This window comes from Haloarcula argentinensis DSM 12282, from assembly GCA_000336895.1.
GTDB classification, from domain to species: domain Archaea; phylum Halobacteriota; class Halobacteria; order Halobacteriales; family Haloarculaceae; genus Haloarcula; species Haloarcula argentinensis.
This window is the reverse complement of sequence record AOLX01000015.1, coordinates 381,835-405,983: the sequence shown is the minus strand read 5'-3', so window position 1 is coordinate 405,983 and position 24,149 is coordinate 381,835. Positions and strand designations below refer to the sequence as shown.

The 24,149-nt window shown below is 61.9% G+C and carries 21 protein-coding genes; 12 read left to right on the top strand and 9 right to left on the bottom strand.

Annotation, left to right across the window (positions count from 1 at the left end; genetic code table 11):
• Positions 1–35 precede the first annotated feature (35 nt).
• A complete protein-coding gene (locus tag C443_RS08815; protein ID WP_005535681.1) occupies positions 36–1,016 on the top strand; it encodes a DMT family transporter in 981 nt (326 codons plus the stop codon).
• A 467-nt stretch (positions 1,017–1,483) separates the two neighbouring features.
• On the opposite strand, the gene C443_RS08805 is transcribed toward C443_RS08815, so the two are convergent.
• The 3 genes from C443_RS08805 to C443_RS08795 form a co-directional block, all read right to left on the bottom strand.
• Positions 1,484–2,821, bottom strand: coding sequence for a sodium-dependent transporter (locus tag C443_RS08805; protein ID WP_005535678.1), 1,338 nt, complete (start codon positions 2,819–2,821; stop codon positions 1,484–1,486).
• A gap of 227 nt (positions 2,822–3,048) precedes the next feature.
• Positions 3,049–3,759, bottom strand: coding sequence for an SDR family oxidoreductase (locus C443_RS08800; protein ID WP_005535677.1), 711 nt, complete (start codon positions 3,757–3,759; stop codon positions 3,049–3,051).
• Positions 3,760–3,839: 80 nt separating this feature from the next.
• On the bottom strand, positions 3,840–4,811 hold the full coding sequence (locus C443_RS08795) for an NADPH:quinone reductase (RefSeq protein WP_005535675.1): 972 nt from the start codon (positions 4,809–4,811) through the stop codon (positions 3,840–3,842).
• Positions 4,812–5,156: 345 nt separating this feature from the next.
• Between C443_RS08795 and C443_RS08790 the strand changes: the two genes are divergently transcribed.
• Positions 5,157–7,412, top strand: coding sequence for a methyl-accepting chemotaxis protein (locus C443_RS08790; RefSeq protein WP_005535674.1), 2,256 nt, complete (start codon positions 5,157–5,159; stop codon positions 7,410–7,412).
• A gap of 2 nt (positions 7,413–7,414) precedes the next feature.
• Positions 7,415–8,125, top strand: coding sequence for a sensory rhodopsin II (gene sop2, locus C443_RS08785; RefSeq protein ID WP_005535672.1), 711 nt, complete (start codon positions 7,415–7,417; stop codon positions 8,123–8,125).
• Positions 8,126–8,236: 111 nt separating this feature from the next.
• On the opposite strand, the gene C443_RS08780 is transcribed toward sop2, so the two are convergent.
• Both C443_RS08780 and C443_RS08775 read right to left on the bottom strand, forming a co-directional pair.
• Positions 8,237–8,569 carry a hypothetical protein gene (locus C443_RS08780; protein WP_005535670.1) on the bottom strand — a complete coding sequence of 111 codons (333 nt, stop codon included), beginning with the start codon at positions 8,567–8,569 and terminating at the stop codon, positions 8,237–8,239.
• 139 nt (positions 8,570–8,708) lie between these two features.
• On the bottom strand, positions 8,709–9,668 hold the full coding sequence (locus tag C443_RS08775) for a transcription initiation factor IIB (protein ID WP_004518753.1): 960 nt from the start codon (positions 9,666–9,668) through the stop codon (positions 8,709–8,711).
• Between the two features lie 263 nt (positions 9,669–9,931).
• Here C443_RS08775 and C443_RS08770 point away from each other — a divergent pair, with 263 nt between their 5' ends.
• On the top strand, positions 9,932–10,456 hold the full coding sequence (locus C443_RS08770; RefSeq protein WP_005535668.1) for a hypothetical protein: 525 nt from the start codon (positions 9,932–9,934) through the stop codon (positions 10,454–10,456).
• Positions 10,453–11,178, top strand: coding sequence for an RNA methyltransferase (locus C443_RS08765; RefSeq protein WP_005535666.1), 726 nt, complete (start codon positions 10,453–10,455; stop codon positions 11,176–11,178). Before C443_RS08770 ends, C443_RS08765 begins: the two co-directional genes overlap by 4 nt.
• Before the next feature lie 3 nt (positions 11,179–11,181).
• Here the strand turns inward: C443_RS08765 and C443_RS08760 are convergent, their stop codons facing one another.
• On the bottom strand, positions 11,182–13,656 hold the full coding sequence (locus C443_RS08760) for a bacterio-opsin activator domain-containing protein (protein ID WP_049943967.1): 2,475 nt from the start codon (positions 13,654–13,656) through the stop codon (positions 11,182–11,184).
• 299 nt (positions 13,657–13,955) lie between these two features.
• Here C443_RS08760 and C443_RS08755 point away from each other — a divergent pair, with 299 nt between their 5' ends.
• Positions 13,956–14,444: an HTH domain-containing protein gene (locus C443_RS08755; RefSeq protein WP_005535663.1), complete on the top strand. Its 489-nt coding sequence runs from the start codon at positions 13,956–13,958 to the stop codon at positions 14,442–14,444.
• 52 nt (positions 14,445–14,496) lie between these two features.
• Positions 14,497–14,916, top strand: a complete 420-nt coding sequence (locus tag C443_RS08750; protein WP_005535661.1) for a DUF7344 domain-containing protein — start codon at positions 14,497–14,499, stop codon at positions 14,914–14,916.
• On the opposite strand, the gene gatE is transcribed toward C443_RS08750, so the two are convergent.
• On the bottom strand, positions 14,913–16,784 hold the full coding sequence (gatE, locus tag C443_RS08745; protein ID WP_005535660.1) for a Glu-tRNA(Gln) amidotransferase subunit GatE: 1,872 nt from the start codon (positions 16,782–16,784) through the stop codon (positions 14,913–14,915). The genes C443_RS08750 and gatE overlap by 4 nt on opposite strands.
• 88 nt (positions 16,785–16,872) lie before the next feature.
• On the opposite strand from gatE, the gene C443_RS08740 reads away from it, so the two are divergent.
• On the top strand, positions 16,873–17,667 hold the full coding sequence (locus tag C443_RS08740; protein ID WP_005535658.1) for a DUF7537 family lipoprotein: 795 nt from the start codon (positions 16,873–16,875) through the stop codon (positions 17,665–17,667).
• Positions 17,668–17,700: 33 nt separating this feature from the next.
• Here the strand turns inward: C443_RS08740 and C443_RS08735 are convergent, their stop codons facing one another.
• Positions 17,701–17,997, bottom strand: coding sequence for a DUF5789 family protein (locus C443_RS08735; RefSeq protein ID WP_049943979.1), 297 nt, complete (start codon positions 17,995–17,997; stop codon positions 17,701–17,703).
• A 158-nt stretch (positions 17,998–18,155) separates the two neighbouring features.
• Between C443_RS08735 and C443_RS08730 the strand changes: the two genes are divergently transcribed.
• On the top strand, positions 18,156–18,659 hold the full coding sequence (locus C443_RS08730) for a GNAT family N-acetyltransferase (protein WP_005535655.1): 504 nt from the start codon (positions 18,156–18,158) through the stop codon (positions 18,657–18,659).
• 320 nt (positions 18,660–18,979) lie between these two features.
• Here C443_RS08730 and C443_RS08720 read toward each other — a convergent pair whose 3' ends face one another.
• Positions 18,980–20,386 (bottom strand): class II fumarate hydratase, encoded by a 1,407-nt coding sequence (locus tag C443_RS08720; RefSeq protein ID WP_005535652.1) that lies wholly within the window; start codon positions 20,384–20,386, stop codon positions 18,980–18,982.
• Positions 20,387–20,952: 566 nt separating this feature from the next.
• On the opposite strand from C443_RS08720, the gene C443_RS08715 reads away from it, so the two are divergent.
• From C443_RS08715 to C443_RS08705, 3 genes are read left to right on the top strand one after another with little or no spacing between them, the layout of a single operon-like run.
• Positions 20,953–22,017, top strand: coding sequence for a carbohydrate ABC transporter permease (locus tag C443_RS08715; protein WP_005535650.1), 1,065 nt, complete (start codon positions 20,953–20,955; stop codon positions 22,015–22,017).
• Positions 22,014–22,943: a carbohydrate ABC transporter permease gene (locus C443_RS08710; protein ID WP_005535649.1), complete on the top strand. Its 930-nt coding sequence runs from the start codon at positions 22,014–22,016 to the stop codon at positions 22,941–22,943. Before C443_RS08715 ends, C443_RS08710 begins: the two co-directional genes overlap by 4 nt.
• Positions 22,944–22,960: 17 nt before the next feature.
• Positions 22,961–24,100, top strand: a complete 1,140-nt coding sequence (locus tag C443_RS08705) for an ABC transporter ATP-binding protein (protein ID WP_005535648.1) — start codon at positions 22,961–22,963, stop codon at positions 24,098–24,100.
• Positions 24,101–24,149 lie beyond the last annotated feature (49 nt).

Genomic DNA, 24,149 nt, shown 5'->3' with positions numbered 1-24,149 from the left:
GAAGTTGTTTCAGAAAAAATATACGAGGTGGTGGTATGATTTCGCGCCGGACGTTCGCCCTCGCTGCCGTTGCCAGTGTTCTGCTTGGCGGGACCTTCGTCGGCGCGAAGGCCGGACTGTCGTACCTCCCGCCGCTTCTGTTCGTCTCCCTCCGGTTCGACATCGCCGCCGTCGTGCTCCTCGGCTACGTCGTCGTGACGCGGTCCCGGGACGAACTACTCCCACGGACCCGCGGCGATGTGCTGGGGATTCTCTCGACGGGCCTGTTCGCGCTCGGTCTCGCGAACGCACTGATATTCGTGGGCCAGCAGTCTGCCACCAGCGCGGTTGCCGCTATCATCTTCAGCCTCAATCCGATACTGACGCCGGTGTTCGCCGCTCTCCTGCTCTCCGACGAACGACTTTCGGCCCGCGGCGGTCTCGGGATGGTCATCGGCCTGCTCGGCGTCGGTCTCGTCGTCAGTCCCGACCCGGCGATGCTCCTGAGCGGGGGCATCGGCAAGCTCATCCTGTTCGCTGGCGCGACCAGCGCGGCGCTGGGTAGCGTCCTCATCCGGTGGTCCGGCGGTGGCCTGTCGAGTACGGTCCGGACCGCGTGGGCGCTCCCCGTCGCCGCTGCGCTCTGTCACTCGCTGAGCATCGGCATGGGCGAATCAGCGGCCACGGCGGTATGGTCCCCGACTGCGATTGCGGCTCTGCTGTACGTCGGAATATTTGCCGGAGCAATCGCTTACATCGCCTACTTCGGCCTGCTCGATGTCACCGGCGCAATTCAGGCCAACCTCATCTTCTACGTGGTTCCCGTCGTGTCGACGCTCGGCGGGTGGGCCTTGCTTGGCGAGGCGATCACCCCGACTGCAGTGGCAGGCTTCCTGATTATCTTCACCGGGTTCGTGGTACTCGGCAGCGAATCGGTCGACATCCGCGCACTGCTCCCGGGTACTACCGACGAGGCTGACACTGTGTCCGAGAGTCTCGGGATGGCGGACGAACCGCGCGGGTTCGAGTCCGACTGAGATGGACGTAGGGCTTCATATACTTGCTATCACCCTCGTTTAGACTGGACAGTACACTGTGCCCGCCGGCCACAGAGATTCGGTAAAGTATTCACCACGCCGTCATGTATACCCAAGAACATGAGTGTCGGGGAAAATACACGCATTCGGCGACTATTGATACCGATAGGCGGATTGGTGCTCGTGTTTCAGTCGATAGCGTTTGAAGGGACCTTCGGACTTGTGGAGAGTCCCGGTGTTTCCGGGATCCTCAGGGACGTGTTGAGCGGTGGTCTATTGCTGGTGGCAACGGTCTGTCTTTTCGGTGGCGTGTATCTACGCCTACGCGATCTGTGAGAGACATGCAGCCCTACTCCACGTCCGCGCAGTCTGCCACGGCTGAAAAATCCCACGACGACCACACATATCGAGCGGTCATCGCGAACTGCCGAGAAGTAGGTCCGCGGGAAACCAACTCCGTTCGTCGTTTATATCGGCGGGATGATCGCGGGGTCCTCAGCGAGGAACAGTGTCTGCAGGCCGAGGGCCAGCGTCAGGATGACGCCGAGGATGACCACCGTTCGGACCATCCAGAGCCAGGTCGGACCGAACGCCCGGAGCCCGCCCGTCCCCTGCCGGAGTTCTGCAACTGCGTCGGAGGAGAGCACCCAGCCGACGAACACCAGAATGAGCAGCACTGACAGCGGGAGGAACAGCTTGTACGCGAGCGTGTCGAACCAGCCGAACCACGCCAGGTCCCAGGCCGACGGCAGCCCCAGAACGAACAGTCCAATCCCGAGCATTGCCGACAGTGACACCCGTGAGTACGACGTGTTGTCGACACCGTAGGAGACTGCGACCTCAAGGAGGCTGATGGCAGAGGATATCGCGGCGATGAGGACAACGCCGAAGAACACGACGCCGAGGAGTCGCCCTCCGGGAAGCTGTGGGAACGCCGACGCCATCGCAACGAAGATAGCCGACGGACCGCTGGTGTCGGGGCTGACGTTGATGGCGAAGAGAATCGGGAACACGACCAGCCCGGCCAGCACACCGACCATCGTGTTCGTCACGACGATGATGCCGCCGTCGACCGGGAGGCTCTCGTCGTCACCGATGTACGAGGAGTAGGTAATCATGGCCGCCATCCCCAGCGAGAGGGTGAAAAACGCCTGTCCAACTGCGAACGGGATCAGGTCGCCGGCGTTCGCCGCCAGCGTGGAGAAGTCCGGTGAGAGGAAGTAGCTGTAGCCAGCCCCTGCACCCTCAAGCGTGGTGACCCAGGCCGCCATCCCGAGCATGAGGAGGACGATGCTGGGGACCATCACCTTTGTCGCCTTCTCGATACCGTCCTCGACACCCACTGCGACGATGCCGACACAGATCAGCAGGAACAGCGCCTGTCCGGCGACAGCTTCGGGGCCACTGGAAATAGCGCCGAAGTACTCCGCGGAGTTCCCGAAGTATGCGCCCGTCGCGCTTCCGAGAATATACCGCATGACCCACCCACCGACGACGTTGTAATACGAGAGAATCCAGAAGCCTGTAAAGACCCCGAGGCCACCGACGACCCGCCACTGCTTGAATCCGAGTTCAGCGAACGCGTCGACGGCGTTACGGTTCGTTCGCCGTCCGATGATGAACTCTGCCAGCATTGCCGGGAAGCCGATGAGCAACACGGCGACGAGGTAAAAGACGAGGAACACTGCCCCGCCGTTTGTCGCCGTCTTGAACGGGAACTGCCAGATGTTTCCGAGACCGACTGCGCTACCGATCGCTGCGAGAAGGAACCCGAGCCGTGAGGCCCACGTTTCTCTGTCACTCATTGTGATGCGGCATATTCTTTTGGGGTATAAAAACCACCATGATTCAGGTTCGCAATACCACCCTGTGATATCAGTATAAAGACACTATCTGTGAAGCCAAACAGCAGCAGTCGGGAGATTCGCGCTGATCCCGCTCTGTTCGCCGTTTCTCGACAATACGGATACGTAATTACGAGAAACGCGTGATTGTGGCCGAACAGTAGGCAGACCAGATACAGCCAACAATATCAGACCTCGCCGTACACCGGCACCACCGCACCGCTGGTCACGGTTGCGGCGTCAGAACAGAGGAACAACAGCACGCCGGCGATATCTTTCGGATCGACCCACGTCTCGAAGTCAGCATCGGGCATTATCTCGCGGTTCATCGGGGTGTCGATGACGCTGGGCATGACGGCGTTGGCTCGCACGGACCCGAGGTTCTCCGCCGCGATGGTCTCCGTTAACAGTCGGACGCCGGCTTTCGACGCTCGGTAGATCCCGTCACCTTCACCACCCTCTAGCGACGACCGCGCGGAGACGGAGACGATAGCGCCCTCGCTAGCCCGCAAGTGTGGAATCGCGTGTTTCGACGCCAGAAACATCGTCTTCAGGTTCACGTCGAACAGGAAATCGAACGTGTCCGCATCCGTCTCGTGGATCGGTGTGCCGCCGCGCCACGTTCCGGCGATGTTCAGCAAGTAGTCCAGTTGCCCGTGTTCGTCGACGACCGCGTCGATGGTGTCAACGACGTCGTCTTCGTCGCTGAAGTCCGCTTGGTAGAAATCCACACTTTCGGGGTCGGAAAGCAGGAAATCCTCGGTGTTCGGTTCGATAATATCACCGCCACAGACGGTCGTTCCGGCTTCGACGAAGGCGTTTGCGACCGCACTGCCCAGCGCTCCGCCGACGCCCGTAATCAGTGCTACCTTACCGTCGAAATTAAATTCTACTGACATGCCTGTGTCGACGGATGGCAGGGAAATAAAAGCTCATCCCCAGAAACCCGAAATCTGAGTCCGTGACCCGATGACGAGCGTTAGCGCCGGCCGGACGACGGCGTGACAATGAGTTTGCCGAGGAAACTGTCGTTGAGTACGTCGTCGTGAGCGGCTGAGACCTCCGCAAGGTCGTAGCGGCGGGCGATGACCGGCGTCAGCTCGTCGTCGGCCATGAGCGTCGCTAGCCGGTCCAGCACCGCGCCGAACTTGGGCGTGTTGAACATCGAGACGTGGTGGACGCTGAGTGCTTTCGCCCGGCAGCGAGGGACGTCCTCGAACGTCGCCGCGAGGTCGGTGTTTCCGATGGCGGCGATTCGCGCGCCCTGGGCGGCCACCTCGGCGTCGAACGCGAGGTAGTCGTCGAGGCGGTGGTCGAGAATCACGTCCGGCGCGCCGGCATCGACCACGGCGTCGGCGAGGTCGTCCCGGCTGTAGTCGAACACGTCGTCCGCGCCGAGGTCGGCCAGCCGGTTGTGGTAGGCCGGTGATGCTGTCGTCGTCACCTGTGCCCCGTTCGCCGCAGCCAACTGGACCGCAACGTGGCCGACACCGCCGCTCCCGCCGTGAATCAGCGCCCGCTCAGCCGGCTCCAGCGCGCAGGCGTCGACGAGCGTCTGCCAGCCGGTGACGCCGATGAGCGCGACGGCCGCGCCTGCCTCGGCGGACACTCCTTCGGGGAGCTGTGCCAGATGCGATTCGGGAACAGTGACGTACTCCGCACAGGTCCCTTGGAGCCAGTTGCCCAGTCCGGTCGCGAACGCCCGGTCGCCCTCGGTGACGGTAGCCACGCGTTCGCCGGTCGCGGTGACGGTCCCGGCACAGTCAGAGCCCGGTATCCAGGGCAGTTCAGCTGGTTCGTAGTCACCGGTCCGGAAGTACGTATCGACCGGATTGACCGCCGCTGCCTCGACTTCGAGCAGGACCTCCTCCGGACCTGGTGTAGGCCGTTCGATGTCGTCGACGCGAAGCACACCCGGTCCGCCGTATTCGTGGAATCGTACAGCACGCATTGGGACAGGAGTCAGGTGGCATCGGCAAAACCTTTCCCCACAGACCGGACGGCCCCGAATATGGGACTCAACATATCACGGTACGTTGAGTGACATCGCCGACAGCGAACAAGCTCGGTCACTGTTCACTTCGGCGACTATAGGTGTGTTATCAGAGCAACAGAAAGCCCCCATGGTAGCTGTTCAGAGGCGATAGATGTCCACAGTTGGGTGCAGTGCTTATCATCGGTGAGAATTGCGTAACAACCCTTTATTAGCATGTTTGTGTAAAATTGGATGATGGAATCAGATAGGGACTCGCCACTCCCAAGTTTTATTGCTGGCAGTTACGCTGCTAGGCTCGGGTTGGCGCTTTCATTCGCGATAATTGTCATTATCGCCGCCGGAGTCCTGACAAGCGCACAGGCGTCCGCCACTCTCGAGGAAGACGTTGCGGACGACATCACGGCGCTGTCAGAGACGCAGGCCGCACAGTTAGATGATTGGCTGACGACATCGCGCCGGGATGCCCGGTCGGTGTCGCGACTCCCAGTGTTCACTGATGGGACGAACACGGAGAAACAGCAACGACTGGAGGAGTTACGGTCCAACGAGGAACTACCGCCCGGTGTCGTCGCAGTGCACTACTTCGACACCGAGACAAACGAGATTCGCGCCAGTTCGAATCAGGACTTCATCGGGGTCAACGCTGCTGAGCAGGGCGCACCGTTTGCTACGGACCCGCCGCAGTTCGACGGTCCCGACGACACGCACGTGACGGAACCGTTCTCTGTCTCGGTCGTGGACCATCCGATAGTTGCCGTCGTTTCGCCGGTCCCCGGAGACGACGACAGAGCGCTCGTGTATATGATCGACCTCCGCGAAAAGGCTGATCAGATATCGAACCAGCGCGATGGGTCGTTTACTACGGTCGTCAACACTGACGGCAAGTTCGTTTCCCATCCCAACACCTCGACGATCGGGTCGACAGCTCCGATCTCGGAGATGGAGTCCAACCCGTTGGGTACGCTCGAACCCGGCGAGAGCGCCTTTCACGAAACAGACAGTATGCTGATGGGACTGAGCCGACTCAAATCACAGGACTGGGTCGTTATGGTTCACGCTGATCGCCAGAACGCGTACGCCCTGAGCGAGCAAATCAACTCCGACCTCATCGGGCTCATTTTGCTTGCCGTCGTCAATCTCGGACTCATCGGAGTCACAATCGGTGGGAACACGATCGCCTCGCTGCGGCGGCTTTCGGTGAAGGCCGAAGCGATGGCAGAAGGTGACCTCGATGTCGACCTCGATACGTCGCGTGAAGACGAGTTCGGAACGCTGTACGCGGCCTTCGATAATATGCGGGCGAACCTCCGGACACAGATATCCGAAGCCGAAACTGCCAAGCAGGAAGCCGAGGAGGCCAAAGAGCAGGCACAGGCCGCCCGTGAGGATGTCGAATCCGAACGCAACGAGATGGAGGCGCTGACCGGCCACCTCGAACTCAAGGCACAGCAGTACAGCGACGCGCTTGAGGCCGCCGCAAACGGCGATCTCACAGCACGGGTGGACACGGACAGTATGAACGATGCGATGGCGGAGGTCGGCGAGGACATCAACACGACGCTGGATGCGCTCGAAGACACTATTGCCGACATGAAGACGTTCGCGACCAACGTCATCCAGTCCAGCGACCGCGTCAACTCGAACGCGGAACGAGTTGACCGGGCCAGCAAGCAGGTGTCGAAGTCGATCAACGAGATTTTCGAGGGCACGACCGAACAGAACGAAGGCCTCGAATCGGCGGCCGCCGAGATGCAGAACCTCTCTGCGACCGCACAGCAAGTCGCGTCCTCCGCCCAGCAGGTCGCCGACACGTCCCAGTCGGCCGCAGAGGTTGGTGAGGACGGCCGCGAAGCCGCACAGGAAGCTATCGCGGAGATGAGCGCCATCGAAGATGAGACCGGCGAGACCGTCGAGGAGATCAACGCGCTTGACGACGAACTCGATGAAATCGGCGAGATCGTCGGCGTCATCACGAGCATCGTCGAGCAGACGAACATGCTCGCGCTGAACGCGTCTATCGAGGCCGCCCACGCCGACGGGGATGGGGAAGGCTTCGCCGTCGTCGCTGACGAGATCAAGGGCCTCGCAGAGGAGACCAAAGAGGCTGCTGCCGACATCGAACAGCGAATCGAAGGCATCCAGGAGCAGGCCGGCGACACCGTCGAGACGATGGAGTCGACCAGTAACCGGATTACTGAAGGCGTCTCGACGGTCGAGGAGACTGTCGACGCGCTGGAGACCATTGTCGAGTACACGGAAGAGGTCGACACCGGCATTCAAGAGATCGACCGGGCGACCGAGGAGCAGGCCCGGACTGCACAGGACGTGATGGGGACCATCGACGATCTGACGACGATCAGTCAGCAGACGGCGACGGAGGCCGACACCGTGGCCGGTGCGGCACAGGACCAGTCCGCGTCCATCGACGAAGTGTCGGACTCCGCGACGGAGCTCCGTCAGCGTGCTGACGACCTCGACTCGCTACTGGACCGCTTCACCGTCGAAAACACCGCCGGGACGGGTACTGATAGCACGGCTGCGCTGGGGGACGACTAACAATGGCAACGATAACGACCTGGTTCACGCTGGGACTACTGGGTGAACTGCTCGGGACGGCGGTGCTGGCGTACGGCTACACGCTCGTCCCCGAAAAGGTACGGAAGCGGTATCTGCTGCTGATCGCGATTCCGGGTATCGCCATTGTCGCCTACGCGTTGATGGCCCTTGGCTTCGGGTCGATACAGAGTGAGGGCCACGCTGTGTACGTAATCCGTTACGTTGACTGGCTGTTGACGACGCCGCTCAACGTCTGGTTCCTGGCGCTACTCGCTGGCGCGAGTCGGCAGGATACGGTGAAGCTCGTTGTATTGCAGGCATTGACCATCGTCTTCGGATTCGCCGGTGCAGTCACTTCGTCGCCGGTTAGCTACGCGTTGTTTGCAGTCGGTGGAGCGCTGTTCGGCGGCGTCATCTATCTCCTCTACCGGAACATCGCAGCGGCTGCGAAGTCGACCCTGTCCGACATAGAAATCAGCCTGTACCGCACCCTCCGAAACTTCGTCGTCGTCCTCTGGCTCGTGTATCCGGTCGTGTGGCTGCTCGGTGCGGCAGGACTGGGGCTCATGGACGTCGAGACTGCGACACTCGTGATCGTGTACCTCGATGTGGTCACGAAGGTCGGCTTCGGCGTCATTGCCTTGCTGGCGATGATGGACCTCGGCTCAGTCGGCGAGACTGCTGAGGAGCCGACGGCGGTTGCGGGAGACTAGCGAGGGGTGCGACCGCAGGGAGCGGCCCTCGTTGGTGTGAACGACCTTCTTGCTGTGAAGTCCAGTTTTGTATGAGGCGCTACACGCGTATACGACGACACCAGTGGCCTGTCAGGACTGTTCTTCACTGCCGGTCCCAGTAGTCTCTGCCTCGTCAGTCGCGCCGGCCGCCTCGGCCGCATCGACGGTATCGAGTGTGTCTGGAAGCCGGTCTTTGATCAGCCAGAACGTCAGCCGGTAGACGCCGTACCCGAGCAGGACGAACAGCACGAGGTCGATAAGATACAACTCGACGATTTCGAGGAGCGAGACCTCGCTGAGCGCGAGGTTCCCGGTCAGGATGAGAAACTCAAGCGTGGCGAGGATGAATAACGCGGGTGCAAAGAGGATCACCAGTCCGATGACGAGCAGTGCAATCCGTTTCTGCGAGGGGGAAGCAGGCATATCTACAGTTCGCTGCCCAGACAGATAGCTCTACACGTTACTTGCTACCAGTCCTGTACTGACTTCCTATGTTATAGCTGGCAGTACCGTGGAGTGAACGGCGGACAGCGAGGCTATCGAGTGAAAAGAAGCGCGCCGGTCAGTGAATGCCCATCGCTTCGATCTGCTCCTGATACCGGTTCCGGATGGTGACTTCCGTTACCTGCGCCACGTCAGCGACCTCGCGCTGGGTCTTCTTTTCGTTACACAGCAGCGAAGCGGCGTAGATGGCCGCGGCGGCGTAGCCGGTGGGTGATTTCCCCGAGAGCAGGCCCTGCTCGGCGGTCGTATCGATGATTTCGTTGGCCTTCGACTGGACCTCCTCGGAGAGTTCCAGTTCGGAGGCAAAGCGCGGGACGTACTGCTTGGGGTCGACCGGTTCCATCTTCAGCTCGAGTTCCTGGGCGACGTACCGATACGTCCGCCCGATTTCTTTCTGCTCGACCCGGGAAACGTCCGAAACCTCCTCTAAGCTGCGTGGGATGCCTTCCTGTCGACAGGCCGCGTACAGGCAGGCTGTGGCGACGCCCTCGATGGAGCGACCGCGGATGAGGTCCTCGTTGAGCGCACGCCGGTAGATGACCGAGGCCACCTCCCGAACCGACCGAGGGACGCCGAGCGCGCTGGCCATGCGGTCGATCTCTGAGAGCGCGAACTGCAGGTTCCGTTCGCCGGCGTCTTTGGTTCGGATGCGCTCCTGCCACTTCCGGAGGCGGTGCATCTGGCTTCGTTTCTCAGAGGAGAGCGACCGACCGTAGGCGTCCTTGTCCTTCCAGTCGATCTGTGTGGTCAGCCCCTTGTCGTGCATCGTCTGGGTCGTGGGGGCTCCGACGCGTGACTTGGACTGGCGTTCGGAGTGATTGAACGCCCGCCACTCCGGCCCGCGGTCGATGTTCTCGTCCTCGATGACCAGACCACAGTCCTCGCAGACGAGTTCACCACCGCCGTCGCTAGATATGGACTCCGACTCACACTCGGGGCAGGTCTGCTGGCCCGTGCTCTCGGACTCCTCCTCGCGTTCCTCCTGTTCAGAATCCCGCTGGCGCGTCGGCCGTTCCATGTGTTCTTTTACGGAGAAAAGCCAATCACTTATAAATGTTTGGGCGAGCATGATACTTTTGCCTGATTTGGACACCGACTGCGAATGCTAGGTGGAATAATTATGTTAAATTTACCTAGAACTGTCTACGTTTCGAGTCACTGCAGAGTGTAACGGGATAGGGAACCCGCCTCGCTCTTGAGACAACGATGGAGCGCAGACGGCCGGCGCTGTTCGCCCGGCACATCGCGCTCTTTTAGTCCGGGACTCTCCCATCGTGAGATATGAGCAAAGTCAATATCGGGCTTCGGGGCTGGCGTTTCGACGAGGGCGTACTCGGGCCGGACGGGCGAGTTCGCCCGCTCAAGACGATGGAGCCGGAGACCCGACAGCGGTTGCTGGTGCTTGCAGAACGAGTGGTCGACCCCTGTGACGCCTGCTGGCTGATTCACGGGGACGAAGACATCGAGCAGTGCAACGTCGCGGACGCTATTTACGGGGAGCCGATGGGCGAGGTTGTCGTCTGCTCGGCCCACGAGACGGACTTCATCTACTGGTTCCGCGAGGAAGGTGGCGAGGCCTACGCCGGTGATACTGACCTGGCCTCGGCCTTCCACGAGTGGTTCCTCGACGGGAACCGCGCCCCTGAGGGGTACGTGGGCCTCGAACACGTCGATGAGGACCCGACGGCGCTGCCGGAGGCCCCCGACAGGGACGAAGCGATCCCGGGGCTCGAAGAGGAGGTCGAGCAGATGGACGAGGACGACCTCGACACGATCGATATGGATCTCAGCGATCTGGACGTATGATTTCAGTCGCCGTCGTCGATGCGGAGACACCGGGCAACGTCGGCACTATCGCCAGGTCGATGAAGAACTTCGGCCTGTCGGAGTTGCTACTTGTCGACCCGCCGGAACTGGACCCCGATGGCGAGGCGTACGGTTTTGCCGGACAGGCCCGCGACGACATCCTCCCGAACGCCCGGACGGTGACGTTCGACGACATCGTCGAGAACTACCACACCGTCGCGTGCACGGCGACAACGAACGAGGACCCGGCAAACCACGTCCGGTATCCGGCGACGACGCCGGCTGACCTGGCTGACTCGCTCCGGGACGTCGAGGGCGATATCTGCGTCGTTTTCGGCCGCGAACGGGTCGGGCTCTCCAACGACGAACTCGCACGGCTGGACGTCATCTGCTCTATCCCGGCCAGCGCGTCGTATCCGGTGTTGAATCTTGGCCAGGCAGCTACCATCGTTCTCTACGAACTCCGCGAGCTGACTGTCGCGGAGACCCAGCACCCCGAGGAACTGCATACGCTCGCCGAGACGCCGGCCGTCGAGGGACTACACGAGGAGTTCGACCGGTTCCTCGGCGCTATCGGTCACCCCGAAGAGAAACAACACAAGGCCCGGCGGCTGTTCCGTCGGGTGCTCGGGCGTGCGCAACCGACCGGTCGAGAGACGAAGACGCTTCGCGGCCTGTTCCGGCAGGCCCGACAGCGAATCGAGCGTGCCGAAGACGACTAGCGTTCAGTCGAGTTTCTCGGGGCCAGTTCCGGAGTCAAACAGCGCGCCGATGACGGCGTCGTGGGCCTTCCGCAATCGGTAGTGCAAGGTCGGCGCGGAGATGTCGAGTGTCTCAGCCAGTTCCTCCGCAGCGCTCCCCCGTGGCCAGTCGTAGTAGCCGCGTGCGTAGGCGGTCTTGAGCGCGGCGGCCTGTTTCGGTGTCAGCCGGTCGCGTATCCGTGTCCGAAAGTCAGTCACGGTCGAGACCGGCTGGTCGACGTACTGCTTGCTCCGGAGTTCTGTCCCGGGCGTCCCCTCCTGAATCGCCTCAACGACGGCACGGACGTTGATATCCGGGGCCATCTCCGCTGTGAACCGCAGATCGCCGTCCGCTGCGACGGCCCGCCGCACGGCCCCGCCGTAGTCGACGAGCGTGTCAAGCGGCGATGCGGATATCTCGTCGAGCGCGACTTCGAGCAGGGGCGCTCGGTTCTCCGCCACCGTCTCGACAACAGCACAGGACTCGACCGATGGCGTTTCAGTGAGCGCCTGACACACCCGCTCAGTGTCTACGCCACTGACCCGAACGTAGTGGAGGCTGCTTCCGGAACTGGTCGGGACGCGCCGTTCGAGTGTGAACGAACAATCGAGCATTGCGGAGAGTCCGGCGAAAACGTCGTCGGAATCCGGCGTCAGGAACTCTAGCTTGACGGTCGTCGCCGCCTGTAGTGACTGCTGACTGTGGACGCGCTGGATAGAAAGCGCGATAAGTCGCCCCAGATCGGCCAGGATGTCCGATTCACGACAGCCAATCGTGGCGTCGGTCGATGCGTACACCATCAGTACGCCGTACGTGGTCCCGCCAGTTGCTAGGGGAACTGCCGCGACGGAGCTGTGGTCTGCGATCAGTGGGCGGTCTGTCCCGGTGTCCGACTGGGTCGACACGTCGGCGATGTCCTCGACGACCTGGACCTCGCCGGTGTCGATAGCGTCTATGGCGAGTCTGTGCTCGCCGGGCGAAATCTGCTCCGGCGTCGCCGTGTCAATCCCAGCAGCGGCACCCAGTGTTACCTGCGCGGCATTCCTACGGCTCCCGGCCCACACGGCCTGATATAGATCCGATTCAGTGAGGTGTGCACACACTGCTGATTCGATTTCCTCGCGGGTCTGTGTGTCCTGTAGCGCCTTCGCTATCTCTCGGCCCAGGACGTTGAGCCGCTGTGCCTGTCTGAGTTCGTCTCGCTGGCGTTCGAGTTCGGCCTGGCGGTCCTTGTGCGCAGTGATGTCTCGCGCGACGAAGATGACGGTATCGAGGTCGTACGCACGACTTTCCAGCGGTGCGACCCGCGCTTCGAACCACCGCGTACCACCGGGAGCCTGCAGTTCGTACTCCACGGACTGGAACGACGCGGTCCGCAGGGCTTCACGGACGGTCGACAGTAGCGAATCAGCAGTGTTGCGGGGAAGAAACTCGTGCAGCGTCTGCCCGACAAGCGTGTCTGTATCGTCTACCTTCATCATCGTCTCGGGATCGGTCAGACAGTCGAGAAACCGCCCTTCCGCGTCGATGATGAAACTGGGGTCCGGAAGAGCGGTGTTCAACGCATCACGCTGTTCCGTGTGGCGCTGTCGTTCGAGTTCATAGCCCGCCCAGTCGGAGAGCAACCGGACGAACGTCAGGTCCCACTGCGTGAACTCCGCTGTGCGCGGCTCCAGTCCGTAGAAGCAGAGTGTTCCGTACACTGCCCCATCGACGACGACGGGCGCACCGATGTAGTTCGCAATGCCCCACTCAGGATCAGCGAGGTCCGGGGCATCCGCCTCGATGTCCTTGATCGCGAGCGGCTCGCGGTGTTCGACGACGTGCCTGCAGTTCGGGAGGTCATTGATGCTAGTCGTTCTGCCGGCTTCGAGGTCGGCAGCCGCCGGTGCACTGACTGCCTCGAACACATACTCGTCGCCGTGGACTCGGGAGAACGTCCCAAACGGCGAGCCGAGTGTCTCACAGCCGAGCTCTAACAGCGCGTTGAGTTGTTCCGTGAACGTCCGGCTCGAATCGGTACAGATGCCGTAGGCCGCTTCGAGCACCCACTCCCGTTGCTTCCGGGCCGTGATATCGATATGTGCGATGGACGCGAACGTCGACCCATCGATGGTGAACGGGGCAGCGTACAACCGGAACCACCGTTTCGACGATGGGGCGTGACACGGATATTCGAGTTCGAACGAGGATTGCTCGCCAGCGAGGACGGCCCTGATCCCGTCGGCTGCTTGTTCCCCGGTCGTGTCATCAGCCATGTCCGCAATGTCGAGATAGTTCACGCCGAGCGTATTCGGTGTCACCTCTGTGCCGTTTGCCCGGCCGAACTCACTCCATGTCTCGTTCGTCGAGAGAATCACCCCGGACGCATCTACGATCGCAAACATGAGGGGCAGTGTATCCATGGCTGGCCCGTACAGGGCTGGGATATCATGGCAATCCATGACACTTGTGACCATGAGACAAGTGTGGCGGCAAGCTACTTAACGCCCGGTGTCGAGTTAGAATAGTAATATTTGGTCGGGGAACACGTCTACGATGAATACTATGAAGAGACCGACTTCCAGTGCTGTATTCGGGCTGATTTGAACACAGGCTTGGTAAACCAACTACCAGCTGTCCACATACTAACCAATTATCGATTGCCCCGGATATATCATCCATGAATCCGATTCGCCCCGATTTATTCTAGGGACCTAGAGAGAGTGCTTAGGACAGTTACCGCTGTAGCGGCGCACAGGATACTCAACATTTCACTATGGATTCCACTGCCAATCCAGTTCGCGTCGAACTGTTCGTCCGGTCCCTCTGTCCGAAAGACGCAACGCAACAACAACACTACGTGCTTGACCGGTTACAGGCGCTCGAGGACGCAGGTCGTATCGAGGACCTGTCGATACTGATCTGGGGACGCCGGATCGAACCGCGACTCGCACAGCGGACTGCGGAGGGACGACACCTGCTGGAACGGCTTTCCATGTTCGAACAGTGGGAGCGCGACTCCGATGCCTCGCTTGACGCCTTCGACTGGGAGCACCCGCTGACGAACATGGTTTCTGACGACTCGGTCAGCGTCATCACGCTGCCGACGCTTGCCCTCGCTGAATACGTTGACGGTGACCTCCAGCACGTCGCCCCTTGTACGCGGGATGGAACGGTTCACCGCGTCGCCGACCGTGTCAACCGTCTTGCGGATACCGCAGACCTAGCCGATACGCTTGAACATGAGCATACCGTGGTACAATAGCGTTCGAACTGCTCCCACACCAGACACACTACTCGTCCCCCTCCCAACTAAAATGAATACGAAGCAAACCGAGATTCCGGACTCGCTTCCACTGGACGACCGACTGTCGCTCCTGTCGTCGCACTACCGGCGGTACCTCTTGTACGGGCTTTCACAGTATACGACACCAGTTTCACTGGCTGTGCTTACGGACACGGTGACCGAATTCGAACACGGGACACCGGCCGAACAGTACCGCGACGAGCGGCTCAAAATTTACACGTCCCTCTATCACAACCACCTTCCGCGGCTGGTCGATGCTGGTGTCGTCCAGTACAACCAGTCGGAAGATCTGGTCGATATCGGGCCGAACGCGCCGGCCCTCGTCCCGCTGCTCGAATCGACAATCGACCATGACCTGTCGGCGAGCGGTAACGGGCTGACACCGAACGCCGTCGATGTCGACGCCTTACAGCGCGAGCAAAGCCATTAAGCCCGCTTCTGTATCTCCGAGCGCAGCACGTCGCTCACCGTATCGCCGTCAGCTTTGCCACGGAGTGCGCCCATGCACTCGCCCATCAGCGCCGAGAACGCGCCCATGCCTTCCTCGGCGACTTGGTCCTCGTGGCGCTTGACGACCTCGGCAACGGCGTCACGGACCTCTGACTCGTCGACACCGCCCAGTCCTTCCTGCTCGACTGCCGCCTCCGCCGTCAGAGACGGGTTCTCGGCGAGTGCCGTCAGGAGGTCTTCTATCCCCTCACGGGGCACATCTCCGTCGTCGACCAGCAGGATAGCCCCTTTGAGGTGTTCGTCAGTGAGGTTTCCGACGGGCACGTCGTCGCGGCGGAGTTCGGTCAGCGTCGACTCAAGCGTGCCGGCGGCCAGCGTCGGGTCGACACCTTCGCCCGCCACCAGTGCCTCGAACAGCGGCCACCGCTGGCCGTAGGCGACCTGTTCTGCGAGGCCGGAGCCGAGGTCGAACTCGTGCTCGTACCGGTCGACCTTCTCGGTGAGCAGCTCCGGGGTCTCGACTTCGGTTACGTCGGGCTCCACCGGCGGCACGTCCGTCTCGGGATACATCCGTGCCGCCCCGGGGAGCGGGCGGAGGTACCGCGACGTGGCGTCCTCGTTCGCGTCTCGCGTTTCCTCCGGGACGCCTGCAAGCGCCGTCTCAGCGCGCTCCGCAACGGCGTCGATGGCCAGCTCGGCGGTCTCCGGGTCATCAGCGACGATAGCGACAGCGTCCTCGGGGCCGGCCCCAACAGCGTCCCGTAGCGCCTCGACTTCCGCCTCGGTGACGCCGTAGGCCGGGAGTTCGTCGGTGTGGAAGATGCCGCCAGCGCCGTGGCGCTTGGCGTGGTCGGACAGTTCGGTCCCGAGCCGGCGGTCGGGCTGGATCTCTCGGCCGACGAGCCCGTCGAAGCCGGACAACAGGAGGCCCTGTACTTTGCCGCCCGAGGAGAGTGCGCCTTCGATGACGCCCGAATCCGTGTCTTCGAACACCTCGGTCACGTCCTGTGACTCGCCGACGGTAGCGTTGCGCTCGGCGAGTTCCTCGGCGATGTCAAGCAGTTCGACCTGCCGGCGAACCTCGTTGCGGACGAGGTCGTCGATGTCGTCGAGACTCTGGACGCCTTTCAGCTCGATCCGTGCGCCGTCCTCGATGGAGACGTTCACGTCCTGTCGGATGGTCCCGAGGCCGCGCTTGACTTTCCCAGTCGAACGCAGCAACATCCCGATCCGCTCGGCGGCCTCGCGGGCCTGCTCGGGCGACCTGATGTCCGGCTTCGTGCCGATTTCGACTAGGGGGATGCCCAGTCGGTCGAGCGAGAAGCGGACGCCGTCGTCGGTTTCCTCGATGCGCTGGCAGGACTCCTCCTCCAGTAGCATATCCTCGATGCCGACCGGGCCGGCGCTCGTCTCGATGGCTCCATCGTTGGCGACCAGCATCGAGCGCTGGAACCCTGTGGTGTTCGATCCGTCGACCACAATCTTTCGCATAACGTTCACCTGGTCGACGACGGACATATCGAGTAGCTGGGCGATTTCGAGCGTCGTCTCCATCGCCTCGCGGTCGACGCGGTGGGGTGGCTCGTCGTCCTCCTCAACGAGACAGGTCGTGTCGTAGGCCAGGTACTCGAACTCCCGGTCGACCATGCTCTCCTCCAGCGCCGCCTCGTCGATCTCCCCGAGTTCGCTCTTGGTCGGGTGCAGATAGCGGGTAAAGGAGCGCTCGCTCTCCTCCGGTTCGCGGATCGTCGTCGGACAGTCACAGAACAGTTTCGTCGCGGTATCGAGTTGCTGGTGGATCTCCAGACCGGCGACGAGCCCCAGCTCCTCGTAGTCGTATTCGGTCATTGTCGAGGTGTCCGGGACCGGGGGCCAAAAAACGCACCCTTCCCGCGCTCGCCGCCGCGCTTTTGGCTGTCTCGCCCTCACCGCCTGTATGCGCTGGCTGTCGACAGCCGCGGTGGCCGTCCTTCTCCTGACAGCCGGCTGTAACGCCTTCGTCGGCGCTGACACCGCCGATCAGGGCACTGTCACGCCGGCCCCGGTCCCGACAGCAGCGGAGTCGGGTACGGCGACGACGCTGACCCCGCCGCCCGGCGTCACGACAGAGCGCCTCGAAAACGTCGCGCTCCTGTCGGCCGCCCACCGGCAGGCGCTCAACGGCACCACCTACACCCTGCACGAACGCTACAGCGAGTTCACAATCGGGAACGACAGCAGTTCTGTCCGGCGCGAAGAGACTGTCGCCGTCGAATCACCGACGCGGTACCGCGACGAGATGGTAAGAATGACGACTGACTCGAACGGGGCCGTCGAGCGGTACGAACAGTCGACCTACGCCGACGGCACCAACTGGTACGAGCGCCGTGACAACGGCACCGTCGAGCGCCAGCGCGGCGAGGTCCGGTTCAGCCGCGATAAGTACGCCTACAGGACCGCGTTCTACCTGAATCGCTACGCCGTGGTTAACCGGAGTGCTACGGCCGTCGTCACACGGGACGGCAGCCGAGCCTATCGGATTCGTGGTTCCGGCGGCGAGATTCCGACGACGGAACGGCTAGAGGAGTTCCACATCGAACTAGTAGTCGAACCCGATGGCCTCGTGAGTCGATTCGATGTCCGGTATCGTACAGCGGACCGCCTCGTCGAATACACCTTCTGGTACGAGGATGTCGGCGAGACGACGGTGAAGCGGCCGGCGTGGCTCAACGAATCTACCCCGGCAGGCTGAATGGGGTCGGCACGCGACAGTGCACGCCAGCGGCTACAGGCGGTCCGTCTCGGTTCGAACTTCGTCGGCCCCGGACGTGCTCCCGGCCCGGTCGTCGTAGTACTTCCGACCGATGAAATCGTCGTCGAGGTTCCCGACGAGGGAGTTGTATAGCCCCTCTGAGGACTGATACGTGGCTTCGCTGGTCCGAGCCAACACCTCACTCATCTCTACGGAATCGCCGTTCTGGGCGACCAACTCGACATCGCCGAGCTGCTGGACGATAGTGGCGTGGTCCGCCGGGAACTCACAGGCCTGGTCAAACAACTGCAACGTTTCGGAGTAACGCATCTGTGTGATAAACAGCGTATTCATAATTAAAAAAGATTATGAATATGCACTGTCCAGTCGCGCCTTTGGCGACCAAACGGGGTTCACAGGGTGGGACATGACGTTTCAACCCACTTGAGCGGGGAAAGCATATCCGAATCTATGACATATGTTTTCACATGTTAGTCAGGACGGCAACGCCGAACGACGTGACGGCCATCAGTCGGATCGCCACGGCGGCATGGGAGACGGATTACCCGGACATCCTTTCGCGCGAAACGGCCGAAGACGGCGTTCGTGACTGGTACGGCCCCGAACAGCTCGAATCGGAACTGGTCGAATCGCAAACTATCCTGCTCGTCGCCGAGCGCGACGGGAGCGTCGTCGGATTCGCGCACGCGACGTGGCACGAGACCGACCGTGAAGGGTACATCCTCCGGCTGTACGTCCATCCCGACCACCGTCGGAAGGGTATCGGCCAGACCCTCTTGGAGCGGACCTGCGACGAACTGTTCGAGCACGACATCGACCGGATCAACGCGATGGTTCTCTCGGCGAACGAGCCGGGAGCCGAGTTCTACGAGGGGTTCGGGTTCGAGTTCGCCGACGAGAGCGAAACCGAAATCGGCGGCGATCACTACCCCGAAAGCCGCTACGTCCTCGACGACGAGTCGCGGGTCTAGACGTATCGGTCGCGGCGGCCGGGTGCTGTTTCCCCGCGATGACGGTTGTCCGTCAGTACAGAACCGATCAGAAAACAGAGACGCAGCGGACCACGCTATTGTTCGCTGCTCGCGTTACCGAGGGTCTCGCCCTTCGCTACTGCTTCATGGTGTCGTTCCGGGACGAGATCCCGCACTCCGTTCGGTCTTTCGCTGCTCACAGGTCACTCCGTTCCTTGCTCCACTAACGAGGGCCGCGCTTCGCGCGCCCCTCGCTACTCCTCCACGGCACCTCACGGTGCCGTTCCGGTACGAGAGCCCTCACTCTGTTCGGCCTCTCGCTACTCGTCGCCCAGGATGCCACGCTTCGTCATCTTCTCGGGGTCAAGCACGTCGTCGACCTCGTCCTCGTCGAGATAGCCCTCTTCGAGGACGACTTCGCGGATGGTCTTCTCCTCGGCGAGCGCCTTTTTCGCTACCTTGCTCGCCTTGTCGTAGCCGATGGCGGGGTTGAGCGCCGTCGCCAGCGCCATGCTCTGTTCGACGCGCTCTGCGCAGTGGTCGGCGTCGGCTTCGAGCTTGGCGACGAACTTCTCGCCGAACACCGCGCTGCTGTTGGCGATGAGCTTGGCCGACTGCAGGAAGTTCGAAGCCAGCACGGGCTTGTAGAGGTTCAGGTCGATCTGTCCCTCTGCGGCACCAGCCGAGATGGCGGCGTCGTTACCGACGACCTGCTTGTGGACCTGATTGACCGCTTCGGCGACGACAGGATTGATCTTCCCGGGCATGATCGAGGAGCCGGGCTGGTTCTCCGGCTGGTCGATCTCGCCGAGGCCGTTGCGGGGCCCGGACGCGAGCAAGCGGAGGTCGTTGGCGATCTTATTCAGTGAGCCGGCGACCGTCCGGAGCGCGCCGTGGGCTTCCGACATCGCGTCGTGGGCGGCCTGCGCCTCGAAGTGGTTGTCCGCCTCGCGGAAGTTGAGGTCGGTCTCCTCGCTGATGTACTCTGCCGCTTTCGCCGGGAACTCGGGATGAGTGTTCAGGCCAGTCCCGACCGCAGTTCCGCCAAGTGCGAGTTCGGCGAGGCGACCGTGAACGTCCTGAACGCGGGAGATGCCCTTCTCGACCTGCGTTCGGTAGCCGGAGAACTCCTGGCCCAGCGTCACCGGCGTCGCGTCCTGCAGGTGGGTTCGTCCGGTCTTGACGACGTTGTCGAACTCGTCTTCTTTCGCTTCGAGCTCGTCACGCAGCGTCTTCAGGCCCGGAATCACGTCTTTCTCGACCGCTTCGAGAGAGGCGACGTGCATCGCCGTCGGAATCACGTCGTTGCTGGACTGGCCGAAGTTGACGTGGTCGTTCGGGTGGATCTCGCGGGTCCCGATTTCCCCGCCGTACAGCTCCGTAGCGCGGTTGGAAATGACCTCGTTGGCGTTCATGTTCGACGACGTGCCTGACCCGGTCTGGAACACGTCGACGGGGAACTGGTCGTCGTGTTCGCCAGCGATGACCTCGTCGGCGGCCTCGACGATACAGTCCGCCTTGTCCGCCGGGATCGTTCCGAGGTCGCGGTTCGCCTGCGCGGCCGCTTTCTTGACGACGCCGAGCGCTCGGACGAACCGTCGCCCGAAGGTCACGTCGCTGATCGGGAAGTTCTCGACGGCGCGCTGTGTCTGTGCGCCCCAGTACGCGTCGGCTGGCACCTGCATCTCACCGAGGCTGTCCTGCTCTGTCCGGTACTCGTCGGTCATACGTCCGGGGGGTGGACCGCCCGGTCGTAAAACCCACCGGTACGAGTCGGGACACCACTCGGCACAGCCCTGTAACCGCCGGGACAGTCACTCACGGGGCACCACGAGTCCTCAATCGGATGGCGGAGACCGTGGGGCTCAGAACTCAGGACTTGGATAAACGTGTATTATCATTCGGAAATATTAAGTAGAATCTCTCTCCACTTACCATGAGTTCGACGCCACAGCGACGTTCATGACCAATGCCCCCACAATACCCGGTGACGGTGGTGTGTTGCTGCCGTCGTCGGCTGTCGGGGCCCGATGGGACACCGACGGACGTGACACCTCGCAATCGATCGCAGCCGGTGTACCCGCCGCGTTGCAACCGCTCGCCCGCTCGGCACGACGACGGGATGGCACACCCGTCACCTGGCGTTCCCACGCCGTCTGCCAGCCTGTGTTGGTGCGACAGGCTGGAGAAGTCGCGTGGTCTCCACGCGTGCTGGCTGGCGAGCCTATGTGACTGACGACACATCCGTCGGGACGATGGACGGCGAACTCACGTCGGCGAACACTGACCAACCATGCGCGAGATACTCAGTAGACTCCTCGCCACCGGGGGTAGGCTCCGGTCGGCGGTATCGAGAGACGAATCGGACGGCGACCAACTGGCAACAGACGGCGGGGCGACGGTGAAGACGACCCGGCGGGACTCGCTCCGGAACTCACTGCCGGTCGAGTGGGAACTCATCGAATCCGCCCCGTTCTGGCTGCCGCCAGTCCTGTTTGCGGGCTTTTTTGTCTACGGCGCTATCGCCTGGAACTTCCTCCTGTCGCTGACCGACTACAGCGGCCTGGGTGGTGCGCAGTACGAGAACCTCGATTTCAGCATGTACACTCGCATGCTGAACGATGGGGCGTTCTGGCAGGCGGCACAGAACACGGTGGTGTTACTCGTCGTGTTCACCGTTCTCTGCCTGGCGCTTGGCCTGTTCGTGGCCATCCTCATCGATCAGCAGATACGCTTCGAGAACACGTTCCGGACCATCTACCTGCTCCCGATGAGCCTCTCGTTTGTCGTCACGGCGACGATGTGGGCGTGGGTGTACAACGCCCGCAACGGCGTACTCAACCAATTCTTCCGACTGTTCAACCTCGAAGGGGCCATCGTGGGACTGCTCCGGCCGGCCGGGGTCAACGCCGAGGTCATTCAGTGGCTCTCCTGGAACACGACCGCACTGGCAGCGGTCATTTTCGCACTCATCTGGCAGTTCAGCGGCTACGCGATGGTGGTCTTCCTCGCCGGCCTCCGAGCGATTCCAACCGAGCACTACGAGGCTGCGCGGGTCGACGGCGCTTCGACGGTTCGCATGTACGCGCGGGTCATCATCCCACAACTCCGCGCCTCTGCGGTGTCGGCGTCGGTGGTGCTGATGGTGTTCGCGCTGAAGGCGTTCGACTTCATCTACGCGCTTCGTGGCTCACAGCCGGGGTCGAACATGGACATCTTGGCGACGATGATGTATCGGGTCGCGTTCGACAGCACCCAGTGGGCGTACGGGTCAGCCGTCGCTATCGTGCTGTTTGCCCTCGCACTGCTGGTCATCGGGCCGTACCTTTACAGCGAATACCGACGGGGTGAACTATGAGTATCAGCGACGGGAATTTCATCGACAAACTCCGCAGTACAGAGAACAGCCGTATCGGCCTGTATGCCCTCCTGCTGGCGGGCATCGTCTTCTATCTCTTCCCGGTGGAGACCGCCGTGATGACGATGTTCAAGACCGAGAGCGCGTTCGCTAGGACGCTCCCGTTCGCGCCGCCGGGCGCTGACGGCTTCACGCTCGACGCACTTGCCACCGCTTGGAACACACTCCGACCGGGACTGGTGAACTCGCTACTGATGGCGATTCCGGCGACGATCATGTCGGCGCTGCTCGGGAGCCTGACCGCGTACGGACTGACGACAATTAGCTGGCGCGGCCAGGTCGGCGTGGTCGTCCTCATTATCGCGGGCATCTTCATCCCCTATCAGGCCGTGCTGGTCCCGCTGTCACAGTTCTGGTTCCGGGTGCTTCCGGGGCTGCTTGAAGGGTTCATCAACACTGTCTTCGGTCTCATCACGGGCGGCAACTGGCAGTATCCGAGCCGTAACGGGTACGTACAGTTGCTGCAGCTCTCGGTCACCCACGCCGCGTACGGGATTCCGATCTGTACGCTGCTGTTCCGGTCGTACTATCAGAGCATCTCCGACGAGATGATCGAGGCTGCTCGCCTCGACGGCGCGAGCGCGTTCAGCATCTACCGCAACATCATCCTTCCGCTGTCGCTGCCGATGTTCGCGGTGACGCTCATCTACCAGTTCACGCAGGTGTACAACGACCTGCTGTTCGCGCTCGTACTCGTCAACGAACCGGGTTCGCAGGTGGCGACCCAGCGCCTCGCGGCGCTCACTGGTGGGGTCGTCCAGTCGTTTAACACCACGATGGCAGGGGCCATCGTCGCAGCACTTCCGACGCTGCTCGTCTACATCGTGTTCGGCGAACAGTTCGCGAAAGGCGTCGCTGGAGAGTAATCACGGAGGTATTCACAATGGCACAACTCACACTGGACGAGGTAACGAAGACGTTCCAAGACGACGACGGCGAAATCATCGCGGTCGACGAGGTATCGGTCGACATCGAGGACGGCGAGTTCCTCTGTGTCGTCGGCCCATCGGGCTGTGGGAAATCGACGACGCTGCGGATGATTGCCGGGCTCGAAGATATCACGCGCGGGGAAATCAGGCTGGACGGCCAGATCATCAACGACCAGCCGCCGGCCCGCCGAAACGTGGCCATGGTGTTCCAGTCCTACGCCCTGTATCCACACATGACTGTGCGGGAGAACATGGCGTTCGGGCTGGAGGAGTCGACGGACATGCCCGACGACGAGATCAACGAGCGTGTCGAGAAGGCCTGCAAGGACATGGGCATTTTCGAGCTCATCGACCGCAAACCCGGCGAACTCTCCGGCGGCCAGCAACAGCGCGTGGCGCTCGGTCGTGCTATCGTTCGAGACCCCGAAGTGTTCCTGATGGACGAGCCGCTGGCGAACCTGGACGCGAAGCTCAAAGCCGAGATGCGGACCGAACTCCAGGAACTCCAGCAGGATCTCGATGTGACGACGGTGTACGTCACCCACGACCAGACGGAGGCGATGACGATGTCCGACCGCATCGCAATCCTCAACGACGGCGTCCTCCAGCAATGTGCGACGCCGCTCGAGTGTTACCACGAGCCGAACAACCTCTTCGTCGCCGGCTTCATCGGCGAGCCGTCGATGAACTTCTTCCCGACGACGCTGGAGGGGTCGACGCTCAAGGGCGAGTGGTTCGAGTACGAACTCAGCGACGAGACGGTCGCCGCTGTCGAGGGGACGACCGACATTACCCTCGGCATCAGACCCGAAGACATCGAGTTCGTCCAGAGCGATACGGGTTCGAACGTGTTCGATTCGACTGTCCACGTTGTCGAGCCACGCGGGAACGAGAACACGGCCCACCTGCAGTTCGACGAGTCGATGGATGATCAGTTCATCGCGACGGTCGGCGGGATGAAACAGCTCAAATCCGGCCAGCGCGTCAAGGTTCGATTCCCCGAAAACGCCATCCACCTCTTCGATACGGCCAGCGGAGAGGCCATCCGGAACCGCACGCTCGACGAGATCGAAACGGTCGAATCAGTCGTCTGAACTGAAACCGTCGTGGCCGTCCTTATTCTGCTGTTGGTCGCTCGTGAGC